Source organism: Cupriavidus pampae (assembly GCF_914271485.1).
GTDB classification, from domain to species: domain Bacteria; phylum Pseudomonadota; class Gammaproteobacteria; order Burkholderiales; family Burkholderiaceae; genus Cupriavidus; species Cupriavidus pampae.
In genome coordinates this window covers 126,270-147,829 of sequence record NZ_CAJZAG010000005.1, presented here as the reverse complement: position 1 = coordinate 147,829, position 21,560 = coordinate 126,270, and the positions used below count along the sequence as shown (strand labels likewise).

The window sequence follows — 21,560 nt, the reverse complement described above, 5'->3', positions numbered from 1 at the left end:
CTACAAAGGACGGTTACTTCAAAGGGCGGTTGCTACTCGGAAAAAATAGAAGGGATGGCGCGGCTGGAAGGGTCGTGCGAGGAAAGTGGCACGAGCCTGAGGCAGGCGAGGCGGAGGTGGTGGGCGCCGCTGGTGTCGGCAGGCAGCGCGGGGGCGCGCTGACTTGTTATGCTGTTTTTCATTGTCTTCCCGTTAGGGCGTGGCGATATATGCTTTGTTTTGCATATATCTACCGGAAAAATATTTTGGTCGAACCTTAGCGCCACGCATTGGCGACTTCAATAGGAAAAGAATGACATATTCCCGTTTCAACTCAATGTTGGGGTTTCAGCACGGATAAACCCGGTCTAAATCCCCCGCATGCGTATGGTTTCTGCAACAGACTGGCGTCGGGCATATTGGAAAGATGGGGGTGCCATCGATATATGGCATGGCGCCACGCGACTGATGCGCTACTCTTTCGGCAAAACATACGGGGGGTAATGTCAGGATGGATCTTGACCGCATCGATCGGGAGATTTTGCTGGCCGTACAGGCGGATGGCCGTATCACCAACGCGAGTCTGGCGGACTCCGTGGGCCTTAGCGAAACACCTTGCGCGCGCCGGCTCCGGCGTCTGGAAGCGGATGGCTTTATCGAAGGCTATCGCGCCACGCTGTCGCGCCGGGCGCTCGACCTCGGCCTGATGGCCTTCACGCAGATTCGCTTTGGCATGCACGATCGCGAGCTGACCGATCGCTTCGAGCGCGAGGTGCAGGGCATTCCGCGCATCGTGGCGTGCCATAACGTGGCGGGCACCGCCGACTACATGCTGACGGTGGTCGCGCGCGATCTCGATGACTACGGCGCATTTGTGCGCGACGTCATCCGTACGCTGCCCGGTGTCACATCGGTGGAGTCGATTCTGAGTCTGCGCGAAGTCAAGCGCCATGGCGGGTTGCCGCTCCTCTGACGGCGTTCCGCGGCGACGCAGGCCGCGTAAATCAAAGCGCCCGTAGAGGAATCCTCTACGGGCGCCGGATGCGCGCGGATTCTACCGGAAATTTCCCGACTACCTCCGGCGACTTGTTTCGAGGCGCAATTACTTGGCTGCCGCGAGGATGGCGTCCGCTACCGCCTTCGGCTGCGACACCATCGGCACGTGGCTGGCATTCACCTTGACCACCGTCGCGTGGATCTTCCTGGCGTCATCGGCCTGCTGCGTGGGCGGAATCATCTGATCCTTCTGCGCCAGCACGAACCACGACGGCTTGCTCTTCCAGGCCGCGCTGTCGCCAACCTTCTCGCCGAACACCTTCGACTGCACCGGGCCCTGCGTCGCGGCCATCAGCTTGACCTCGGCCGGCGACACGTCCGGCGCGAAGTAGGTCTTGAAGTCGGCATCGGTCAGCGTGAGGAAGCCACCGCTGTCCGCTACCAGGTTCTTGAGGCCGGGCGCCGGAGCGTACGACTTGGACGCATCGGCCACCGACTGGCCGGCTTCCGGCGCAAAGGCCGCCACGTACACGAGCGACTTCACCTTCGGGTTGTTGCCCGCCTCGGTAATCACCACGCCGCCCCACGAGTGGCCGACCAGCACCACGTCGCCTTTCTGCGCGTCGATCACGCGATTGGTGGCGGCCACGTCATCGGCCAGCGAAGTCAGCGGGTTCTGCACGGCCACCACCTTGTAGCCGCGTTGCTGCAGCGTCGGGATGACCTTGTTCCAGCTGGAGCCATCGGCAAACGCGCCGTGCACGAGCACGATGGTCTTGCCGTTGGCTACGGCTGCCTCAGCGGCTTCCGCCGGGCGCGCGGCCAGCGAGAATGCGGTGGCGGCGACAGCAGCGACGAGGGCGATGGTGGTGGTGCGATAAACGTTGGCGACACGGTCCATGATGCTGATCCTTTTGAGTTCTGGGTTCGGGTATGAAAGGGCGCTGATCGGGTATCGCCACACCGCATGTACCGGATGCCGCTGACGACGAACGAAGATTAGTGCACTAAGAGTTAGCGCGTCAATAGTTATTGCGCAAAATATTTGCGTACAGTATGCTTTGAGAACATTCCCGCATTCCGCCATGACTACCAAGCCTCCCGCCAAACTCTCCGCCAAGCCTGCCAAGGCAGGCCCCGCCGCATTGAGGCCCGTCGATCAGCGCCTGTGCTTTCTGATCTATTCGACGTCGCTCGCGATGACGCAGACCTACAAGCCATTGCTCGAGGAGACCGGCCTCACGTATCCGCAGTACCTCGCGATGGTCGTGCTGTGGGAGCAGGATGGCATCGCGGTGAAGGACCTCGCCGCGCGTCTGGGGCAGGACTCGGGCTCGATGACGCCGCTGCTCAAACGGCTGGAGTCCGCCGGACTGGTCACGCGCCAGCGCACGCCCGGCGACGAACGCAGCCTGTCGCTGCTGCTGACGCCCGCGGGCCAGGCGCTGCGTGAAAAGGCGCGCAAGGTCGACGCGGCATTTGAACGCGCCTGCGATCTTAGCGATGACCAGGTAGGTCAACTGCTCGATGGCATGGAGACATTACGCGGTCATCTGCAGCGCTGAGCATGCATCGGAACGATAGCCTTCGCTCTCCTTTCGGATGACTTGTCATGTAGACATGTTGTAACGAAAAAGACATGTGACTTCCCTACTATCGGGGCCGGTATTGCACCGACCCCACAAGGAGAAGACATTCATGTCGTACATCACGGACAAGCTGCGCGCGCCGCGCCGCGAAGCTGAAGGCGTAGTCACGGTCCCCGGCCAGACCCTCGAAGAGATCGTTGCCGCCAACCCCGCGCGTCGCAAGGTGCTGCGTGGAGGGCTCGGTGTTTCGCTGCTGTCCGCGTTTGGTAGCGGTGGTTTGCTCGCGGCATGTGGTGGCGATGACGATCCCGCGCCGGCACCGGCTGCCGCGCCTGCACCGGTGCCCGCTCCGGGCCCGACGCCGGTACAGCCGCTGGACTACAGCGTCAATTTCACGCCGCTCTCGTCGAAGCTCACGCCGAACACGGTGCAGGTGCCCGACACTTACACGATGGAAGTGCTGTTCTCCGCCGGCGATCCGGTGGCCGCGGGCGCGGTCGGCTACAAAGGCGCCTTCCAGACCTCGATGGAAACCGAGCAGCAGGCCGGTGGTAACCACGACGGCATGCACTACTTCACGCTGCCGGGCGTGGACCCGCAGAAGGGCGGTCTGCTCGTGATGAATCACGAGGCGCCCGACAGCAATATCCTGTTCTCGGGGGCCTATGACCCCCTGACGGCGCCCGCCGAGCAGAAGCGCATCGTGCTGTCTTCGGTAGGGGTGTCGGTCATCGAGATCGAACTCGTCGCCGGCAAATGGCAGGTCAAGCGCAACTCGCTCTACAACAAGCGCTACTCGGGCAACACCATCTATCGCGTATCGGGCCCCGCGGCGAGCGTGGTTGGCGCCACGGTCGTGGGTACGCTCAACAACTGCTCGAGCGGCCATACGCCGTGGGGCACGTACCTGACCTGCGAGGAAACCACCGACAACTACATCGATCCGACGCAGCCGGACAATGGCTATGGCTGGGTTGTCGAAATCGATCCGCAGCAGGAACTGCCGGGTGTGCCGGTCAAGCGCACCGCGATGGGCCGCTTCGATCATGAGAACACCGCGTTCATGACCGACGCCGCGAATCGCGTGGCGTTCTACATGGGCGACGACGGCACGCCGGGCTGTATCTACAAGTTCATTCCGAGCGTGGCGTTCGATGCGACCAATCGCCTCAACAACGCCAACCTGCTCGATAACGGCAAGCTCTATGTCGCGCGCTTCAACGCCAACGGCACCGGCGACTGGATCGAGCTGACGCAAGGCCTCAACGGCCTGGTGGCCGGCGCCATCGACCCGGGCAACACGACGCAAGGTCCGCAGACCCCGGCCAACATCGACTTCAACACGCAGGCCGATGTGCTGATCAACACCAAGGCCGCGGCGCGCATAGCTGGCGGCACGCTGATGGATCGTCCGGAATGGATCACCGTGGGTACCGATCGCAAGATCTACTGCACGCTGACCAACAACGGTGGCCGTCAGGTCGTTGACGCCGCGAACCCGCGCGTCAACAACTCGCATGGCCATATCGTGCGCTGGAACGAGCAGGGCGACTCGCCGCTGGCGATGACGTTCAAATGGGAATTGCTGTTGCTCGCGGGCGATCCGTCGATCGCGGCGGCAAACCTCAAGGGCGACATGAAGGGCGCGACGTTCTCGAGCCCCGATGGCATTCGCGTCGATCCGAAGGGCCGCCTGTGGGTGCAGACCGATGCAGGCACCGGCACGAGCGTGACCAATATCTTCGGTGCGAACTCGATGCACTACATCGATCAGGTGACGCGCGAGGTCAAGCGCTTCCTGGTCGGCCCCGTTGGCTGCGAGATTACCGGCATTGCGTACACGCCGGACCTCACCACGTTCTTCATCAACATCCAGCATCCGACCGGGACGGGTTTGCCCAACGGCAACTGGCCCGATCCGGTGTTGCCTTCGCGCTCCTCGACCGTCGTTGTACGCCACAAGGCAGGCAAGCCGATCGGCGCGTAAGGAACGGCCATCTCATCTTTTTTTACCTGATGGGTTGGAGCGACACGATGTCACGGGAGCGTCATTAATACTCCGTAATATTTCGTCGTGGCGATAACCTCTGCCATCCCGCTGACCGCCCCAGGCAAGGGGAAGCGGACGACATGTGGGTGTCGTCCGCGTCGGCAACCTTCATCACCGCGACCCTGCGTCGCGGTTTTTTTCGTTGTCTCGTAGTGTTGCGCATCTGGGTCACGCTTGTTCGGATGTCTTGAAATCCACTCAGGTTCAACGTCTTGTCACAAAAGATTCTTAGCATCCGCGTCGGCCTGATGGATTGTTGGTCGTCCTGACTACCCCACAACGCGGCGAGCCGTAACCGCGTACAACATACGAGAAAAGAAAGCATGTTCGAAAAGCCAGACGCTTCCCGCCGCAAGGCACTCAAGTTCCTCGCCGGCGCACCGATGCTGCCGCTCGGGTTGGTTTCCACCTCGCTGCTCGCCGGTTGCGGCGGTGATGGTGACGATGCTCCCGCCACGGCTCCGGGCACTCCGCAGAACCCGGCGACCCCGACGGTGACGTTCCAGAAGGCCGAGTTCACGCCGATGTCGGCGCCGACGCTGTCCGAACCGGCCGCGATGGCCACGACCACGGTCAACTCGACCCTGACGGTCACGTACAGCGACGCCTCGACGCAGAGCTTCAAGCTGGCCTATCAACCGTTCTTCATGACCGGCGATCAGGTGCCGAACGGCGCTGGCGGCACCGTACTGGCTGGCGGCTACTTCGACATCAACAATCAGCCGATCATCGACGCTTCGGTGGCTGGCAAGGAACGCCAGTTCTACTCGGACTCGCCGGACGGCACGTCGCTGCTGAAGGTCGAAGGTGCCAAGGTGGCCGGCGTGGCCGGCAACGCCGTGTTCGCGGTGGTGCAGTTCGAATACACCACGCGTGACCAGGCTCTGGTCAGCACCTACGGCTGCCTGCCGTCGCCGATCGCCGTGCTCACGCTCGATCAGGATCCGAAGACCGGCAAGCTGAAGCTGGTGAAGTACCACAACGTCGATACGTCGAGCGCCAACGGCCTGTGGATCACGTGCGGCGCGAGCCTGTCGCCGTGGAACACGCACCTGTCGTCGGAAGAGTACGAGCCGGACGCGTTCACCACCGTCGCTGCCAACCTGACGCAATACGCCGCGTTCGCCAAGAACCTGTACGGCAATGCATCGATCCCGCTGAACCCGTACCTGTACGGCCACCTGCCGGAAGTCACCGTCAACGCCGACGGTACCGGCTCGATCAAGAAGCACTACTGCCTGGGCCGTATCTCGCACGAACTCGTGCAGGTGATGCCGGACAACCGCACCGTGCTGATGGGCGATGACGCCACCAACAGTGGCATGTTCATGTTTATCGCCGACAAGGAGAAGGATCTGTCGGCCGGTACGCTGTACGTGGCTCAGGTTGGTACTGGCTTCTCGATCGTTCCGGGCGCAACCCCGGCCGCCCTGAAGTGGATCAAGCTTGGTCACGCCACCAGCGCGGAAGTGGAGGCGATGGCCAAGTCGCACCGTCCGACGGACATCATGGACGTGAAGTGGGTCGATCCGGTCGACAACACCTACACCAAGATTTTCGCAAGTGGTGTGGCGCAGTGGGTCAAGGTCGTGCCGGGCAAGGAGCGCGTGGCCGCGTTCCTGGAAACGCACCGCTACGCCTACCTGGCCGGCGGCAGCATGGGCTTCACCAAGATGGAAGGCACCACGGTCAACATCAAGGACAAGATTGCCTACTCCGCGCTGCAGAACATCGTTGATTCGATGGTGCTCAACAACGCCAAGGGCTGGAACCTGCAGAGCAACATCAGCGTGCCGGCCGCGCTGAATGCCGGTGGTGTGATGCAGCACAAGCTCGCCGGTGGCCAGACGGACACCACCGGTGCGGCCATCGCCAGCGAATGGGTGCCGATGCAAACCAGCGCGCTGATCGTCGGCAAGGACATCGCCGCCGATGCGCTGGGCAACACGGCTGATCCGGACATGATCGCCAACCCCGACAACCTCAAGTTCTCGGAAAAGCTGCGCACGCTGTTCATCGGCGAAGACAGCGGCCAGCACGTCAACAACTTCCTGTGGGCGTACAACATCGACACGAAGAAGCTGACGCGCCTGCTGTCCGCCCCGGCTGGTGCCGAATCCACCGGCCTGCACGCCGTGGACGAGCTCAACGGCTGGACGTACATCATGAACAACTTCCAGCACGCCGGTGACTGGAGCGGCCTGCACGCCAAGGTGCAGGGTGCGCTGGATCCGCTGATCCGCGCGAACTACAAGGATCGCTTCAGCGCAGCCGTGGGTTACCTGACGGCCGACGCTACCAGCGTGAAGACGACCAAGGCCTGATTTCACATAGGCCCAGCAGAACTGAAGCCGCGACCGTGAGGTCGCGGCTTTTTCCATTTGTGGAGGTCAGCCGTCGGTCGAAAGCGTGGTGGTTTCCCACGCATCGATCTCATCGTTCAGAGACGACCAGTTCCTGCGCACCAGCTTTAATGCATCGCTGCCGAGTAACAGATGCGCGGGCGGATGATCGGAAGCGATGACCGCCAGCATGGCCCGCGCGGCTTTCTGCGGATCGCCGAGCTGTTTGCCACTGCGTTCCTCGCGTGCCTTGCGCACCGGATCGAAGACCGCATCGTAGTCCGCGATCGAGCGGGGCGTGCGCGTCATCGAGCGTCCTGCCCAGTCCGTGCGGAACGAGCCTGGGGCCACGGCCGTCACCGCGATGCCGAGGTCTTTCACTTCCTTGCCCAACGCTCCCGAGATGCCTTCCAGCGCGAATTTGCTGCCGCAGTAGTAGGTAATGCCGGGCATCGTGACGTGGCCGCCCATCGAGGTGATATTCAGGATATGGCCGCGTCGGCGCTGACGCATGAACGGCAGCACTGCGCGCATCATGGCCACCGCGCCAAACACATTCACATCGAACTGCCGGCGCAGTTCCGATAGCGGCGATTCTTCCATGACGCCTTCGTGCCCGTAGCCGGCGTTGTTGACCAGCACGTCGATCGGCCCCACGGACTTTTCGATTTCCGCCACCACGCCATCGATGGCGTCGAAGTCGGTCACGTCGAGCACGCGCGCAAAGGCGTGGTTGGGTGAGAGCGCCTCGAAGTCCTGTATCGCCTGTGAACTCCGCACCGTCCCGACCACGGTATGCCCGTCCGCCAACGCTGCTTCCGCGAGTGAGCGGCCAAAGCCGCTGCTGACGCCGGTGATCAGCAGAATCCTGGTGGTTGCCATCGAAGCTTCTCCTCTGTATCGATTGAAGAGTGCATGCTAGTCTAGTGCGCGAGATGGTTTAAGCCAAATTCCGCTATATCTCTTGCATAAAACTATGACCTTGCCGGATCGATCTCCGCACATACGCCAGCGCGTGGTGGCGCTGCTGCGTGGGCTGGCACCTGATGAGGGCTATAACCTGACGGCGCTGCCGAGTGTCCGTATCTTGCGTTCCAACCGCGCGCTGGCGCGTACGCCGGTGCTATACGACCCCGGTATCGTGATCGTCTGCCAAGGCCGCAAGCGTGGCTATTTCGGCGGCGAGCTCTACCTGTACGACCAGAATCACTATCTCGCCGTATCGGTACCGGTGCCGTTCAGCATGGAAACGGATGCCACGCCACAACGCCCGCTGCTCGCGCTGTACTTGCACCTCGACTTCGCCATGGCCGCCGAGCTGGCCGCGCAGATCGACCGCGAAGCGCCCAACACACGCGAGCAGGCTCCACGGAGCATGATGTCCACGCCGATGGATGAAACCATGCAGGCGTCGGTGCTGCGCTTTCTCGAGGCATTGCATCACCCACTCGAGGCAGCGGTGCTGGGCCCCGGCTTGCTGCGAGAGCTGTACTTCCGCGTGCTGACGGGAGAGCAGGGCGGCGCGATGCGACAGGCACTCGCGATGCGCGGACAGTTCGGCAGAGTCGGCAAATCGCTGCGGCGCATTCACGCCGACTACGCGCAGACGCTCGATGTCTCGCAACTGGCGGAAGAGGCCGGGATGAGCATCCCGAGCTTCCACAGCCATTTCAAGTCGATCACGCAGGTATCGCCGATGCAGTACGTCAAGTCAACGCGACTGCATCAGGCGCGGCTGCTGATGGTGCGACAGGAACTGACCGCGGAGGCGGCAAGTGTCGCGGTGGGCTATACAAGCCCGTCGCAGTTCAGCAGGGAGTTCAAGCGGCTATTTGGTTTGACACCCGCAGCAGAGGCGAAGCGCATGCGCGAAGGCTTCGCCGTTCCGGAGGCGTTCGAAGATGCGATGTATGTGTCATCGCATTGAGCAGGAAGCTCGGTGCCCCGAAATTGTGCACTGCAAAAATCAGACATCGCCCGACATGGGTATAGCGCGGTGGCGGGTACGCTCGTCTCCGAGCAGTAGCGCTCCTTGACGGCCCGAACCATCTCCAGTGGCGGGCCGCTTTTTTCTTCGGTCTAAAGAGACGCCCCGGTAACCCCTGTGCCTCGATTCCACCAATGTTCGATTACCCAACCTTGTGGGGATGAGTTCGGGGGAATGGAACTAGGATGTCCGAGCTTCTGGTCGAAGGCCACCCAGTGCTGCGACTTGTAGCCAAAAGGCACGATGAGCCATTGATCCATGACCTTTCTGTCCAACGCACGTGCCAGTTCTATCTGCGACGTGCGCGTTTTGGCCTGCACAAGTGAATCGATTAGCTCGTCCACTTCGCTGGATGCGAGGCCGGAATAATTGCTGGATCCAGGTGTGCCTGCGGCGATGGAACCGAACATTCCCCGCAACTCGGTACCTGGCGCCTCCGAGTTGGCGAAGACCATGACGCACATGTCGAAGTCGAACTCCCACAAGCGCTGGCGATGGGCTTCGGGGCTGATGTCGCGCCGGCGAACTTCGATGCCTAGTTTCGCGAGGTCTTCGGAGAATTTCTTGATAGAGGTGTTTGTTGCAGCCCCTGCATCAACGAACTCGAACGAAAATGGCTCTCCCTGATCGTTTCGTAGCACACCGTCGCGGATGCGCCAGCCCGCCTGTGCCAGCAGCTTTCGTGCTTCAGCCAGGGCCTTGGCATGGTTGCCATCAAAAAGGCGAGGCGTTGTCGTCGAGTTCCTTCTGGCATTGGGATTCGCCGCCAGTTCGCTATTTGGGAACCAACTGGTCGTACGCCGATAGATACCGTTGAAATTCTCGCGATTGAGTGCGTCGAAATCGAACGCCAGTGTAATAGCCTTACGTACGCGAAGATCCTTGAACAAGGTTTTTCGGGAGTTGAAGACGAAGCCTTGCGTGCGAGCGATGCTTTGAACCGGAAACTCCTGCTTGATAAGCCTGCCGCTCTGAAGAGCTTTACCCGTATAGCCAGATCGCCAGATGTCGCTTTGGTACTCAACAGTCAGATCTATCTCGCCACTGTGTATTGCCAGTAGCCTGTCTTGTTCGCTTGAGAAGAGGCGATACTCGATGCGATCGAAGTTGAAGGTGCCGACCCGGACCGGAAGATTGCGGCCCCAGTAATCGGGATCGCGCACGTAGACGACATGATCTCCATGATCATGCGCGGCGATGCGATACGGGCCTGTGGTAATCGGTGGCGCTAGGTTGCCACCCCTGGACGCCTCACCCGCGCGCCACTTCTTCGAGAAAACCGGGATGGTGCCGGCGATCAGAGGAAGCTCTGTACTTGGGATGCGGAACTGAAATCGTATGGTGCGCGAGTCGACCACTTCGGCCGCATTTAAGTCCTTAAAGAACTCTCGCGTCGATGAATCCGCGCCTTTGCCTGTCAGCTTCTCGAAGGAGTACTTGACGTCTGCAGCTTGCACACGATCTCCATTGGAGAACCGCGCTTCAGGACGAATCCGAAAGGTCACCGACCGTTGATCCGCGGCTACGGTGACATCTTCCGCGAGCAACCCATACGCGCTGGCCGGTTCATCGGCGCTCGGTTCGAGCAGCGTCTCGAACATAAGCGAAGAAACCCCGGGCGCTGCGGTACCGCTCGAGTAGGGATTGAACGTATCGAATGTTGTACTACGCGTTGGGTTCGAAAGCCTTATGCTGCCGCCTTTCTTGGCATCGAGTGAAACGTAATCGAAGTGCGTGAAATTGGGCGGGTACTTGAGATCGCCAAATTGCGCATAACCGTGCGCCGCTACTGCCAACTGCGACATACCGATGGAAGCAAACGTGGCAAGCGCTATGAGCTTGTGCATCATGTGGTCATTGATCTGGAAGACTGAACGGCGAGCGATGTACGGCGGTCGTGCCGGAGGGCTGAGGCGTATCCCAAAGCTCAGTATGCGTACTATTCGTCCTCGGGACGAAGCTGCGAGTAGGACCAGTCGAAGTAGATTAAGACGGCTTTGGAGTCGGCGTCATACTCGGCACGGTAATGATGTGCATGCACGAAATCAACTTTCGCTGAGCCAGCGGTGAATCCAATCTGCCGCAACGCGGATTCAAAGCGAGCGGTGGGCCCATATGCATAGATGAGATTGTGCCGATCCCAAACCACTGTGGCATTCGAGCCTGGTGAGTGGACCCAGACGTCATGTCGAGCGTCCATACCAAGAAACTGGGAGAACCTTCCCAAAAAATCCTTTAGCTCCAGTTCAGACAGCGCTGGGCTCTGGTATCTCCCGCTGACACCTTCACCTCTGGGCGTGTGCAAAAGATAGAGCAGGTAGAAAGGCGGAGCCATGTGCTCCAGCATCTGAAATAGAACGACGCTGTTTCCTCCTGGGACACCGGCGACAAGCCGTGCAGAGCCGCTTGGGAGCTCTTCACGCGAGAAAACAGGGGAATGGGAATACTCGACCCAATCGTCGCCGCTCTTGATAGACAGCTTTTGCATTGAATCGCACCTCGAGTGGATATCGCGGAAACGAGACTAGCAGATTGTCGGACGATCCAGAGGCGCCGTGAAGTGGGGTGTTGGCAGCTGGCGACGGCGTATCAATAATCTTAATTACTAGATTGCCGCAATGAAAGGGTCGAGAGAAGAAGGATCGTCAATTTCACACGTGCAAGATGATGTTCTGCAGAAGGGCTGTGAGATCACGACGTTGGTCAATGATGAGATGGACGTAGACGGTATCGTCCCGGACTTCATAAATAATCCGATTCCTTCCGCAATTGACTTCGCGGAAGCGGTCCGCCGTTATCCCACTGAGCTCATCAACGATGTGGCCGCTTTCTGGAAACTCTCGGATGCGAGTGATAGACGCCTGGATCTGAGCATACGATTCCTCCCAGACTGCCATGCCAAACGCGTCTACGACGTAACGGCGCACTCGCTTCAGTTCAGCTTTGCCACTATCGAGAAGCTTCGCTCTTAGCAACTTCGACGCCATCAGCGCTGCTTCTCCTGCCGATCCAGTTCGTCCAGTTCTGCAAACACATCATCGATGTCGGAGAACTTTCCCTGCTCGATCTGCTTCTGGCCGAGAGCGAGAACCTTGAGCAATGCCAATGTCTGCCGATCGGACTCATAGCTCCGTACGTCCTGGACAACAAGCCTGGCTTCGCCGTTTTGAGTGATGATCAGCGGCTCGCCGGACTCCGCGAGATCCTTGACGATCTGGGCAGCTTCGCTCTTGAGATAACTGATCGGCTTGACGTGACCGGCGATTCGCATGAAGGGCTCCTGAATACGGCGCAATAAGACTGAATATAGTCCGTTAAGAGTCTTCCGTCAACGTTTCATGATCTGCGTGCAATTGTTGTACGATACAACTCATGGGTTGTGACATGCAACAATACGACGGAGCATCGATGATGAACCCTGATCCGACATTGGTGGAAGAACTGCGCACGGTCTCGCGGGCGATGGTGCGTGAGCTTGGATTCATGGGGGGAGACTTTGCTGGTACCGACCTGTCCCCGTCCGCTGTCCATGCGCTGATAGAGATCGAGAAAGGCGGCGTCACCGCGCGCGATCTCGGCGAGCTGCTTCAGCTTGAGAAGTCGAGCGTCAGCAGAATGCTGCGCAGGCTGGTTGACGCTGGCGATGTGGCTGAAGAAACCGATGGTCGGGTGAAGCGGCTTTCCCTGACCCGTTCCGGCAAGCATCGCGTGAAAGCGATACATGAGTTTGCCCGATCGCAGGTCATAGACGCGCTCAAACGGCTCAAGCCCGGAGAAGAGCGTGCCGTCTTGCAGGGCATGCGCCTATACACGCGCGCGCTTGCACGATCCGAAAACGCGATCGGCGCTCCTGGCATTCAACTCGTTCGTGGATATCGACCGGGTCTAATCGCCCGTATCGTTGAGATGCATCTCAATTACTACTCGCGCGAATCAGGATTTGGTCAGCGTTTCGAGTCCGTTGTTGCAAGCGGCCTGGCTGAATTCTGCAATCGACTCGAGAATCCGCAGAACGCGATCTGGACGGCACGACAAGACGGCGAGATCGTCGGGTCCGTCGCCATTGATGGCGAAGACCTCGGCGACGGTAAAGCGCATCTCCGCTGGTTCATCATTGACGACAATATCCGCGGCGGGGGTGCAGGCAAGAAACTGCTGGATGCGGCGATGGCATTTGTCGACGAGAGGGGCTTTGCGGAGACTCACCTCTGGACGTTCTCTGGATTAAATGCAGCGCGCCATCTCTACGAGACGAGGGGATTTGTTCTTAAAGAGGAGTGGTCCGGCGCGCAGTGGGGAAGAGAGGTATTGGAGCAGCGCTTCATAAGGCTTCGCCCGTGAATTTCGCAATGGCACCGATAGTGCGTTCCAGACCCTTTTCGCAACGGGGATATTCCCAACCGTGTTAGTACTGCCACGGGAGGTTTTGAAGCACTTACATACCTTCACAATGTGATCTAACATCTGCCCCGCAGTACATGTAGCAATAACAATACAAATAAGGGGTAGTCAGTGAAGTCCAATTTTTGTCGTGGAATTGCGCGTGCCAACCGGCGCGCGCCGAAGGCGTCTTCTATTACCGTTGCTGTCGCGTTGTTGTTTCCGCTTGGCGCATCGGCGGCCGAGTACTTCGCCTCCGGCCTTGCCGAGTTGCAAGCGGCCGTCACAGCTGCCAATGCGGATCCGGATAGCAGTGCCACCATCCGCCTCAGCGCTAATGTCACGTTGCCGAGCGGGGTGTGGGGCACCAGCGCGCCTGGCAAGCCGATCACCATCGATACCAATGGCTTCGTCTTGACCAAGACAGGGAGCCTCGGCAACTACGGCACTTCCGCCGTGTATCCACTGACATTCAACGGGACGTTCGCCGCCGCCGCCGACGCCGGCGCAAACGCAATGCTTCTGTCCGGTGGCGGGACCGCCATCATTAATGGCACCGTTACCGGGGGCGACTCGACGGTAGCTGGCACGGCGGCAACCTCGGCGATTTCGGTGTTGAACAACACAGACCTCGTCAACAATGGTTCGATCAAGGGAGGTAACGCGACGGCTGCCAATGGCGGCGCCGGCGTGCAACTCGGCGTTGGCGCTACCCTCGTGAACTCGGCTACGGGGCTGATCGTCGGGGGCGATGGCAACGGTGGTTCTGGAGGAGCGGGTGTCACCTTCACAAACACCCTTAACGGAAGCCTGATTAACCAGGGGACTATTCGCGGCGGCGTCGGCCAGACCGGAGGCCGCGCTGTAGTTGCGCAGGGTGGTGGCACCGCTACGGTAGAGAATCTTGGCCTGCTCGAAGCTGGTGCTGGCAATACGGCAGTAGCCGTGTCGTCGGCGACCGGAACGCTCACGGTGATCAACTCCGGCACCATTCGCGCGGGCACCGGCTACGCCAATGCGATCGAGTTCGCCACCGGCGCGGGCCGCGCCACGCTCGAATTGCGCGCGGGCTCGAATATCGTCGGCAACGTTGTCGCGGGTTCGGGCGCTAACGACACCTTCCGTCTCGGCGGCGCTACCGATAGCGTGTTCGACGTCTCCTCGATCGGTGACACCGCGCAGTACCGATTCTTCGACACCTTCGTCAAGACCGGCACCAGCACTTGGGCGCTGACCGGTACCGGCACGGTTGCCGCGCCATGGACCGTTGATCAGGGCACGCTGCAGATCGGTAACGGCGGCACCAGCGGCAGTCTCGCTGGCAATGTCGTCGTCAACACAGGCGCCACGCTCGCGTTCAATCGCTCCGACGCTTATACCTACGGCGGCGTCGTCTCTGGCGTCGGCGCCCTGACGCAAAACGGTACCGGCACAACGACGCTGTCTGCGGCCAGCACGTACACCGGCCCGACTACGATCAACCTCGGCACGCTGGCCGTCGATGGCTCGATTACGAGCCCGGTGACGGTTGCCGCAGCCGGCACGTTGTCCGGTACCGGCACCATCTTCGGCAACGTCACGAACAGCGGCACGGTGACGCCGGGCGGCGGCTCGGGCGTTCTGACCGTTGCCGGCAACTACGTTGGCAATGGCGGCACGGTGCGTGTGAACACCGTGTTCGGCGACGATGCATCGCCCTCCGGCCGCCTCGTGGTGACCGGGGACACGTCTGGCACCAGCCAGATCCGCGCCGTCAAGGTTGGCGGCAACGGAGCCCTTACCGTGGAAGGCATCAAGGTAATCGACGTGCAGGGCGCTTCCAACGCGACCTTCACGCTGGCGGGCGACTACACGTTCCAGGGCCAGCAGGCCGTGGTGGCAGGCGCGTATGCGTATCGTCTGGTCAAGAACGGCGTCGCCACCCCGACCGACGGTGACTGGTATCTGCGGTCGTCCGTGTCCGACGCGCTGTCCGCAAGCAATTCGGCCACGACCCCCGCAGCCGCCGCCGCCACGCCACTGCTGGCGCCAACCGTGCCGTTGTACGAGGCGTACGCCAGCGTACTGCAACGCTTCAATGAACTCGGCACGCTTCAGCAGCGCGTGGGCAACCGCTCGTGGTCGCCCAGTGCCGCCGTGCAAGCCGAGCAGGATGCCGGCAAGCCAATCATCGGCCGCGGTGCCTGGGCGCGCGTAGAGGGGTCGAACACCCATATCGATCCCTCCACCAGCACGACCGCCGCCAGCTACAACGTGCGCATGTGGAAGTTCGAGGGCGGTGTGGATGCACCGGTCGTCGAGAATCAGGCCGGCACGCTGGTGGTGGGTCCGACCTTCCACTACGGCATTGCCAACTCCAATGTCTCGTCGATGTTCGGGCAAGGGTCGATCGATGCCACCGGCTACGGCGTGGGCGCTACGGCCACGTGGTACGGCACCAATGGCGCCTACGTAGATGCACGTGCCACGGTGAGTTGGTACGACACCGATATCCGCTCATCCACGCTGAGCACCAAGCTGGCCAATGGCAATCGCGGCAACGGCGTGGCTACCAGCGTGGAAGCCGGTCATCGACTGCCGCTGGGCGGCGACTGGTCGGTCACGCCGCAGGCGCAACTGGCATGGTCGCAGGTCCGCTTTGATGCGTTCACCGATCAGTACGGTGCGACGGTATCGCGCGAGAACGGCAATAGCCTGGTGTCGCGCCTTGGTGTGTCGCTGGATCACGAAACCAAGTGGACTGCCGGCAATGGCAAGACGCGTCGCTCGCACGTGTACGGCATCTCCAACCTGTACTACGACTTCCTGAACGGCACAGCGGCCCGCGTCTCGAATCTGAGCGTGGTCAGCAAGGAGCAGGCACTATGGGCAGGACTCGGCGTGGGTGCATCGCTGAACTGGGATGATGACCGCTATACGGTCTACGGTGAACTGCTGGCGCGTACCAGCCTGCAGGACTTTGGCGATAGCAACGCGATCGGCGCCAAGCTGGGCTTCCGTGTGAAGTGGTAAGCGTAGTCGGGCCGCGCCCTCCGGGGCGTGGCGCTAAATCCAGTTAATACGGCGCTGAAAAAACTAAATTCCCTTTGCGGAGGCGTGCCCGCACACTCGACAGAGTGTGATTCCGCAGCGTTTGGGGAGGGCCATCGTGTGTCGAGCGATCAGCTTGCTGCTTGCCTGCATCTTCACATTGGGAGGGGCAAGTTCAGTCCTCGCGGCGTCGGCTACAACGGCGGGCACAGACACCACCGACGCGTCGTACACGCGGGTCACCTCCGTCGAGGGCGTTACCGAATACCGGTTGCCCAACGGTTTGCGCATCCTGCTGGCGCCGGACGACGCGATTCCCCGTACGACAGTCAACATCACATACCTCGTTGGCAGTCGGGATGAAGGCCTGGGCGAGGCCGGCATGGCTCACCTGCTCGAGCACATGCAGTTCAAGGGCACCAGCAGGTTGACCGCCACTGCGCTCCGTGAGGAATTCGCCCGTCGCGGCATGATCGCCAACGGCACCACCTCGGTCGATCGCACCAACTACTTCGCGACGTTTCCTTCCAGTGAGGACAATCTCGATTGGATCCTCAGCATGGAAGCAGATCGCATGGTGAACAGCCGCATCGAAGCGGCCGACCTGCGCAGCGAAATGCCCGTGGTGCTCAACGAGATGGAGATTGGGCAAACGCGGCCGGATAGGGTGATGCTTCAGGCCATGAATGCCGCTGCCTACAACTGGCATCCCTATGGCAAGGCCACGATCGGCACGCGCAAGGATCTGGAGAACGTCTCGATTCCATTGCTGCGCGCGTTCTATCAACGCCACTACCAACCCGATAACGCGGTGCTGGTGATCGGCGGCACATTCGACCCCGCATGGGTGCTCGCCACCATCTCCACCTACTTTGGCCCGATTCCACGTCCTACGCGCACGCCGGTTGCCGCGGTCACGGCCGAGCCCGCGCAGGAGGGAGAGCGCCTCGTGACACTGCGCCGGCCCGGCGACACGCAGCTTATCGGCGAGATGTATCACGTGCCGCAGGCCGCGCATCCCGATGCTGTGCCGATGTGGCTTTTGCTTCAGGTGTTCGCGGGGCCATCCGGCGGGCGACTGGAGAAGACTCTGGTCGAAACGAAGAAGGCCGCCAGCGTGTCCGCATCGATAGATGCGATGCGCGACCCCGGCACGGTGCTGTTCCTCGCCGAAGTCCCCAAAGGGCAATCGCTGGACCAGGCGCGCGACGCGCTGGTCGAGCAGGTGGAAGGGCTCGCCGCGCGTCCGGTCTCGGAGGTCGAGCTGGAACGTGTGCGCGTTGAGATGCGCAATGCCATCGAGGACGCGTTCAAGAACCCCGATACGCTGACCCTTCAATTGTCTGAAACGATTGCTTGGGGAGACTGGCGCCTGCTGTTTCTTCTGCGCGATCGCGTGGAGAGCGTACGTCTGGAGGATCTGCAGCGTGTGGCCGCGCAATACCTGCGGCGCGCGAATCGCACGGAGGGCCGGTTGATCCTGGTGGATCAACCTCAACGCGTGGAGATGCCACCGCCGGTCGATCTCGCGCGCCTGCTCGATGGCTATCACGGCAAGCCCGTAGCAGCACCACCGCCACCGTTCGCCCCAACGCCGGAGAACATCGAGGCGCACACGCAGCGCTTCACGCTCGCCAATGGCATGAAGTTATCCATGCTCAGTCGCCCAACGCGCGCCAACACCGTGACCGGCGTGATGATGCTGAACATGGGTACCGTCGACAGCCTCAAGGGTAGAGCGCCCGCCGCGGCATTGACGGCTGCCATGCTGATGCGCGGCGCGGGTGCTCGCGACCGGCAGCAATTAGCCGATGCGTTGGCCATGCTTAAGTCCACGGTCCGGATTAGCGCGCAGGCCGATCGCACGACGATTCAGTTCGAGACACATCGCGATCAGCTTCCCGCTTTTCTCGCCGTCTTGCGTGACATCCTGCGCAACCCCACGCTGGACCCGCGTCAACTGGACGACATCAAGCAGATCCGCATCGCGGAGATTGAACGCTCTGGTAATGCCCCTGGCACGCTGGCTACCGTCACGATGGATCGTCACGGTAGCCCCTATGTGCCGGGCGACCCGCGCCACGTCGCGGATCAGAAGGAGGGCATCGCTGGCTATAGCGCCGCGAGTATCGACGATGTCCGCGATTTTCATCGGCGCTTCTACGGCACCAGCCACGCGCAATTGGCACTGGTGGGGGACGTCGACGTGGATGTCGCGAAAACGCAGCTCGAAAGTCTGTTTGGAGACTGGAACGCGCCCGAGCCCTACACCCGCATCGATCGGCCCTATCGCGCGATTGCACCGGCGACGTTGACCGTGCAAACCACCGACAACGCCAGTGCGATTTACCTTGCCCGTATGCCGATCTCCATGACCACGGCCTCTCAGGACTACGCGGATCTCGCCATCGCCAACCGCATCTATGGTGGCAATCCGTTACGTGGCAGATTGTCCGAACGGATTCGCCAACGCGATGGCATCAGTTATTCGGCGGGCAGCTCGCTGCAGGTAGGCGCAATCGACACGGCGGGGAGCTTCACGATGCGGGCCTCGTTCGCGCCACGCAACCTCGCGCGCATCAAGCGCGCGACCAGCGAGGAACTGGCGCGCTTCGTGAGGGACGGCGTTACGGAGCAGGAGCTGGCCGATGGAAAGAGCGGCCTGGTTGAGCAGGCCATCATCGGTCTCACGCGCGATAGCGTGCTGGCGCAGACGCTAGCCGATCAGCTGTACGCCGGCCACACCATGGCTTTCACGGCCGAGCAGGCGCAGCGCGTGCGCAAGGCCACGGTCGGCTCGGTCAACGCGGCGATCCGCAAGTACATCGACCCCAAACGCGTGACCACGGTCTTCGCTGGCGCGCTCGACGAACATTAGAAACATAGAGTCACCGTTACGTCACTTTCGCTCTCTATCATCGGCTGGCTTTTTGAGCCCCTGCGCCCGAAGGGTGCAACCGCGCAGGTCAGAAGATGTGAACAAGAGAGTCGCATGACCCAAAAGAATCCGTTACTCCGTCCGTTGGCCGCGCTAGCGCTTGCGTCGTCGATGTTGCTTGCCGCTTGCGGCAGCGATGACAACACCAACGCGGGTGTTCCGCCGGCGAGCAATCCGCAGACGCCGGACAAGCCGGCTCAAGTGGTGACGACCCAAGTCGCCTTTATGCCGGACATTCATTTCCACGATGTGTACGCAACATTTCAGGATGGTTCTTTTCCTGGCGTGCCGAACAGCAAGTCTGGCCGTAACGCGACCATCCGCCTGATGCAGGCGCAGATGACGTCGACGCGCCTGTTCAACGAGAACTACTTTGCGTTTCTCGCCGCGCTCGACGACGCAGTGGCGCGTGGCATCAAGCTGATCGCGCTGCCCGGCGACTTCTCCGATGATGGCCAGCCCGTTCACATGCGCGGTCTCAAGAAGGTGCTGGATCAGTACACCGAGCGATACGGTATTCAGTTCTTTGCGGCTCCCGGCAATCACGATCCGAACCGCCCACTCGCGCGCGCTGGCGGCAAGACGGACTTTCTGGGTATCGACACCACCAATGGTCGCGTAGGTTTTCCGCAACCGATCTTCAGCCGCGGTGGCAATGCCGATTGCTCGACCGGTTATTCGGGCCAGTGGGCCAAGGTCAATACCAGCTATTGCACCGAGGAGATTCAGGAAGGCGGCTACGCCACCATCATGAACGCGATCGAACAACACGGTCTGATGCCGAAGGCATCGAACCGCTACTTCGAAACGCCGTATAGCAAATACTCGCAGGCGAATTACTCGCTGCAGACGGCATTGCAACAAGCCGACTGGTCCAATCGCCAATACGAGATCTGCAAGGAGGGCACTGGCGGCATCTACAAGAAGCCGGCCTACACCTTCTGCAAGATGGTGCCGGATACCACCTATCTGGTCGAGCCCGTGGAAGGCATCTGGCTCGTGGGGATCGATGCCAACGTATATGTGCCGACCGGCGCCGGCCAGAACGACTTCAATGGCTCGGGCGATGCGGGTTACAACATGATGCTCACGCACAAGCAGCACGTCATTACGTGGCTGACGGATGTCGTGGCACGTGGCAAGGCCGCGGGCAAGCAGGTCGTGGCGTTCAGCCACTTCCCGATGAGCGAGTTCTTCAACGGCGCGTCCGATGACATCATTGCGCTGCTCGGCGCCGGCAAGATGCAGATGGTGCGTCGCCCGAAGGAGGACGTGACGCGCGCGCTGGCGGACACTGGACTGCAGGTGCACGTGGGTGGGCATATGCACTTCAATGACACGGGTGTGCGCAACTACGATGCGAAGCACGCGCTGGTAAATATCCAGGCACCGTCCATGGCGGCCTACGTGCCGGCCTACAAGGTGCTGACGATTGGCCGCAACGACGTGATCGATGTGCAGACGGTCCGGCTGGACAACGTGCCGCGCTACGACGAACTGTTCGAGCACTATCGCGAAGAGCACCGCTACTTCACCGATTTCCCGGCGATGATCCCGGGCGGCGGCGAGCTGTGGGACGCGTCGATTCTCAATGCCACGAACTACGCGGACTTCAATACGCGCTATATGTCGGAGCTGGTGCGACTGCGCTTGTTGAAGGATGACTGGCGTTGCGAGATGCGCGAGCTCGTCAAGAGCCCGCTGACGGGGTCGGACATGCTGATCCTGTCGCAGTTGCAGACCACGGTCACGCTGAAGGAGCTGGCGAATACCGGCACGAAGAACAACCTGTCGACGGCGTTCTTCAACTGCCTCGCCGAAGCGGGTGGCACCGGCGTTGCCAATCCGCAGTACGCGACCGACTATGCCGCGGCACAAGCCAAGGCAAGCGCGCTGGCGCAGGCCAACGGCATGCAACTCGCGGACTTCGACCAATGGAAGGCACTGGATCTGGCCGGCGATTTTGTGCGCCTGGCCAACGCCGGCGACCTCGCATTCGCAGATATCCCCGAAGCGCGTGCGCGTCAGTACAAGCTGGTCGCCCAGGCACTGCAGGCCACGTCGTCGAGCATCACGCTGACGGGCGATCAGGTCAATAACAACAACACGCTGGCCGCGCTGTATCAGGCCCGGTTCAAGCCGTTGATGGCCATCCTGCTGAAACTCGCCAACGGCGCACCGACGCGTCATTTCTCGATCGATCTGAAGTCGAATCAACTGACCGATTTGACGAACGAGCCTTCGAAGTTCTGATAGACGCAAGCAAGCA

At 61.1% G+C, this 21,560-nt stretch carries 15 protein-coding genes; 9 read left to right on the top strand and 6 right to left on the bottom strand.

Translation table 11 applies throughout. From position 1 onward, the window contains the following. Positions 1–490 precede the first annotated feature (490 nt). The gene (locus LDO41_RS13730) at positions 491–952 is read left to right on the top strand and encodes an Lrp/AsnC family transcriptional regulator (RefSeq protein WP_223988978.1); all 462 of its coding nucleotides are present in this window, start codon (positions 491–493) and stop codon (positions 950–952) included. A gap of 129 nt (positions 953–1,081) precedes the next feature. Here the strand turns inward: LDO41_RS13730 and LDO41_RS13725 are convergent, their stop codons facing one another. After that, positions 1,082–1,876 carry an alpha/beta fold hydrolase gene (locus tag LDO41_RS13725; protein WP_223988976.1) on the bottom strand — a complete coding sequence of 265 codons (795 nt, stop codon included), beginning with the start codon at positions 1,874–1,876 and terminating at the stop codon, positions 1,082–1,084. A gap of 184 nt (positions 1,877–2,060) precedes the next feature. Between LDO41_RS13725 and LDO41_RS13720 the strand changes: the two genes are divergently transcribed. The 3 genes from LDO41_RS13720 to LDO41_RS13710 all read left to right on the top strand — a co-directional run bounded on the left by LDO41_RS13720 (position 2,061) and on the right by LDO41_RS13710 (position 6,938). Beyond that, complete coding sequence (locus LDO41_RS13720; protein ID WP_223988974.1) at positions 2,061–2,540, top strand: MarR family winged helix-turn-helix transcriptional regulator; 480 nt, start codon at positions 2,061–2,063, stop codon at positions 2,538–2,540. Between the two features lie 133 nt (positions 2,541–2,673). Further along, positions 2,674–4,551, top strand: a complete 1,878-nt coding sequence (locus LDO41_RS13715; protein ID WP_223988972.1) for a PhoX family protein — start codon at positions 2,674–2,676, stop codon at positions 4,549–4,551. Between the two features lie 386 nt (positions 4,552–4,937). Then, complete coding sequence (locus LDO41_RS13710) at positions 4,938–6,938, top strand: PhoX family protein (RefSeq protein WP_223988970.1); 2,001 nt, start codon at positions 4,938–4,940, stop codon at positions 6,936–6,938. Between the two features lie 66 nt (positions 6,939–7,004). On the opposite strand, the gene LDO41_RS13705 is transcribed toward LDO41_RS13710, so the two are convergent. Then, a complete protein-coding gene (locus LDO41_RS13705; protein WP_223988968.1) occupies positions 7,005–7,838 on the bottom strand; it encodes an oxidoreductase in 834 nt (277 codons plus the stop codon). A gap of 94 nt (positions 7,839–7,932) precedes the next feature. On the opposite strand from LDO41_RS13705, the gene LDO41_RS13700 reads away from it, so the two are divergent. After that, positions 7,933–8,883 (top strand): AraC family transcriptional regulator, encoded by a 951-nt coding sequence (locus LDO41_RS13700; RefSeq protein WP_223988966.1) that lies wholly within the window; start codon positions 7,933–7,935, stop codon positions 8,881–8,883. 152 nt (positions 8,884–9,035) lie between these two features. On the opposite strand, the gene LDO41_RS13695 is transcribed toward LDO41_RS13700, so the two are convergent. The 4 genes from LDO41_RS13695 to LDO41_RS13680 all read right to left on the bottom strand — a co-directional run bounded on the left by LDO41_RS13695 (position 9,036) and on the right by LDO41_RS13680 (position 12,214). Continuing rightward, positions 9,036–10,793, bottom strand: a complete 1,758-nt coding sequence (locus LDO41_RS13695; RefSeq protein WP_223988964.1) for an extracellular solute-binding protein — start codon at positions 10,791–10,793, stop codon at positions 9,036–9,038. An 89-nt stretch (positions 10,794–10,882) separates the two neighbouring features. Further along, positions 10,883–11,431 carry a hypothetical protein gene (locus LDO41_RS13690; protein WP_223988962.1) on the bottom strand — a complete coding sequence of 183 codons (549 nt, stop codon included), beginning with the start codon at positions 11,429–11,431 and terminating at the stop codon, positions 10,883–10,885. Positions 11,432–11,594: 163 nt separating this feature from the next. Beyond that, complete coding sequence (locus tag LDO41_RS13685; protein ID WP_223988960.1) at positions 11,595–11,930, bottom strand: type II toxin-antitoxin system RelE/ParE family toxin; 336 nt, start codon at positions 11,928–11,930, stop codon at positions 11,595–11,597. Then, positions 11,930–12,214: a type II toxin-antitoxin system Phd/YefM family antitoxin gene (locus LDO41_RS13680; RefSeq protein ID WP_223988958.1), complete on the bottom strand. Its 285-nt coding sequence runs from the start codon at positions 12,212–12,214 to the stop codon at positions 11,930–11,932. The genes LDO41_RS13685 and LDO41_RS13680 overlap by 1 nt, the downstream gene beginning before the upstream one ends. A gap of 140 nt (positions 12,215–12,354) precedes the next feature. On the opposite strand from LDO41_RS13680, the gene LDO41_RS13675 reads away from it, so the two are divergent. The 4 genes from LDO41_RS13675 to LDO41_RS13660 all read left to right on the top strand — a co-directional run bounded on the left by LDO41_RS13675 (position 12,355) and on the right by LDO41_RS13660 (position 21,544). After that, positions 12,355–13,284 carry a bifunctional helix-turn-helix transcriptional regulator/GNAT family N-acetyltransferase gene (locus LDO41_RS13675; RefSeq protein ID WP_223989612.1) on the top strand — a complete coding sequence of 310 codons (930 nt, stop codon included), beginning with the start codon at positions 12,355–12,357 and terminating at the stop codon, positions 13,282–13,284. Between the two features lie 171 nt (positions 13,285–13,455). After that, complete coding sequence (locus LDO41_RS13670) at positions 13,456–16,335, top strand: autotransporter family protein (RefSeq protein WP_223988956.1); 2,880 nt, start codon at positions 13,456–13,458, stop codon at positions 16,333–16,335. 136 nt (positions 16,336–16,471) lie between these two features. Further along, positions 16,472–19,231: a M16 family metallopeptidase gene (locus LDO41_RS13665; protein ID WP_223988954.1), complete on the top strand. Its 2,760-nt coding sequence runs from the start codon at positions 16,472–16,474 to the stop codon at positions 19,229–19,231. A 114-nt stretch (positions 19,232–19,345) separates the two neighbouring features. Next, complete coding sequence (locus LDO41_RS13660) at positions 19,346–21,544, top strand: metallophosphoesterase (protein ID WP_223988952.1); 2,199 nt, start codon at positions 19,346–19,348, stop codon at positions 21,542–21,544. Positions 21,545–21,560: the final 16 nt, after the last annotated feature.